Source organism: Peptidiphaga sp. (assembly GCF_057238965.1).
The window spans coordinates 289-2,828 of the sequence record NZ_DBHHEV010000008.1 but is presented as its reverse complement, the minus strand read 5'-3'; the positions used below and the strand labels follow the sequence as shown (position 1 = coordinate 2,828).

The 2,540-nt window shown below is 64.2% G+C and carries 2 protein-coding genes; both read left to right on the top strand.

Annotated elements, in window-relative coordinates:
- The coding region (locus ACO48X_RS02040; RefSeq protein WP_485000058.1) for a histidine phosphatase family protein at positions 1 to 569 on the top strand (569 nt) is incomplete at its 5' end.
- 345 nt (positions 570 to 914) lie between these two features.
- On the top strand, positions 915 to 2,351 hold the full coding sequence (locus ACO48X_RS02035) for a serine hydrolase domain-containing protein (protein WP_485000056.1): 1,437 nt from the start codon (positions 915 to 917) through the stop codon (positions 2,349 to 2,351).
- The last annotated feature ends 189 nt before the right edge of the window (positions 2,352 to 2,540 follow it).

Genomic DNA, 2,540 nt, shown 5'->3' with positions numbered 1-2,540 from the left:
GGCGCGCCATGGCCGAGAGGGCAGCCGATTTCTTCGACGGGCGCGACCTGCGGCTCATCGTCTCTTCGCCGCTTGAAAGGGCTCGGGAGACGGCCGAGCCGACGGCGCAAAGGCACGGGCTGTCGGTCGTCCTCGACGAGGGCCTGATTGAAGCGGGGAACAAGTTCGAAGGCGTCAACGTCAACAAGAACCGGCTCATTCTTGCCCATCCGCGGTACTGGCCGTGGTACGTCAATCCGGCCGAGCCTTCATGGGGCGAGCCTTACACGGAGATCGTGGCACGCCTGTCCGAGGCCGTGCGCCGCGCCCTCCGTGAGGCCGAAGGCGGCGAGGCGATGCTCGTTTCGCACCAGCTCCCGATATGGACGATGCGACGCTTCGTCGAAGGGCGCCCGCTTGCCCACGACCCGCGCAAACGAGAGTGCGCCCTGTGCTCGGTGACCTCTTTGACATTTGTCGGGCGTCAGCTCGTAGGAGTCGGCTATGACGAGCCCGCCGCCGAACTGGTGCGACGCGCCCGCGACGTCACGCCGGGCGCGTCGCAGGCCGCTGTTCACACCGGGCTGTGAGGGACTCCGGCCGGGGCGTCCGCCTTCTGCGGGAGGGCGGACTGCTTTGGCTCGTTCGGCGCAGCCGCACGTGGCGCGTGCGAAAAGGCCGTAGAGAGTTTCATTGGACGAAGCATAGGATGCGCGAGGCTCCGGTCGCAAAAGGCGATTGGGTCCCTGCGCCTTGACGGCGGAGGCGGGCGTCTGTACAGGGAGCCGATGTCGGGGCAGGCTTTGTCGGCTGCATACCGCAAGAATATTCCATTCGGTCGGGATGGCTTCAGCGTCAATGTCGGGATGGCCCTACTTGCGCATTGGCCTGGTAGCCGGATGTCTGCGCTGCTCGGAAGCCGCAAGACTGGTGGCATGAGCAACTCAAAGAAAACAACAGTGAAATGGTTCCGTCGCGACGATTCCGATCGGTTTGCGGATCGCTCCATTGCAACGAGCGGCGCGGACGGAAGTTCTTTCTATCCTTCGGTTGCGCCGCGGTCTGCCTCTGCCGGCCGTTCCGCATCTGCGCCGCGGGCGAGGACGCTGCGGCTGGCGGCTGCCTCGCTTGCGGGGCTCATCGGCATCGGCGCGGCGTCCTTCGGCGCGGTCTCTGCGCAGGCGGACGAGGTTGCGCCGTCGTCGGCCTCGGTTTCATCCCGAAGCTTGGCCTCCGTGCACGGGGCGTCGGTCCTGACGCTGGATCGCCCGACGCCGTCGGGCCAATCGGCCAAGCGGGGGACGTCGAAGGCGGCCCAGAAGCGGGATTTGAAGGCGATCATTCAGGAACTGGTCGATGCCGGTTACCCGGGTGCGTTGGCTGCCAAGACCGACAAGGACGGCAATGCGGTTGGGGTGACGGCGGGCAAGGGCAACCTGGCGACCGGTGAGGCGCCTCCGCTTGACGGGGAGGTGCGGATTGGGTCGAATACGAAGACCTTTGTGGCTGTGGTGATCATGAAGATGGTCGAAGAAGGCAAGGTCAAGCTTGATGAGCCGATCGAGACCTACCTGCCTGGCCTGATCAAGGGCCAGGGCGTTGACGGCAAGAAGATCACGGTGCGCCAGCTGCTCCAGCACACGTCGGGGTTGCCGGAGATCATGCTCGGTATGCCGGACTTTTTCGCCATGCGCAACGATTATGTCTCACCCAGGGACGTCCTCGATATGGCTCTGACCAGGCCGGCCCAGTTTGCGCCGGGGGCAAAGTTCACTTACACGAACACGAATTACATCGTGTTGGGGCTGTTGGCCGAGCGCGTAGGCAAGCGTCCGGTCGCCGAGCAGATCGAGGTGAAGATCATCAAGCCCCTCGGGCTCAAGCACACCTACATGCCGGGCCCGGGCGAGAAAGCCTTTCGCGGCAAGCACCCACACGGGTACCACACGCGTGACAACAAGCCCGGCAAGCTTGAAGACATCACCGAGGCCGATCCGTCATGGGCCTGGGCCGCCGGTTCGATGATCTCCACGCCGAGTGAGCTGAACAAGTTTATGCAGTCGATCTTCGACGGTTCGCTGCTCAATCAGGCGAGCATCGCTGAAATGAAGAAGTCGGTTCCCATGGGCGACAAAGGCGACGTGTATGGTTTGGGCCTTATCGGGCACAAGCTCAGCTGCGGCGTGGCCTGGGGGCACGGCGGAACCATTCCCGGCTACCAGACGGACAACGCGGTGGGGCCCGACGGAACCGCAGCTACTATAGCGACGACTGCAATCCCGCATACGAACGCCAAAGAAGGGGCTGCCAAGGAGGCCGGAGGAAAACTGCTGGGCCTCCAGGCGCTGGACAAGGCGCTCTGCGGAAAGTGACGCGGCGGCTGCCTCTGCGGAAGGCGTCCGACGCGTCAAGCTGCAGCAAACGGTGCGGCGTCGGCTTTCCGAGGGAGGGCAGTCTCGCTTGATCCATTCGGCGCGTCTGTCAGCGGAGCGTGCGACAAGGACGTAGAAAATCTCACTCAATGAGACAGGACGTGCGGGGCTCCGGTCGCAAAAGCGATC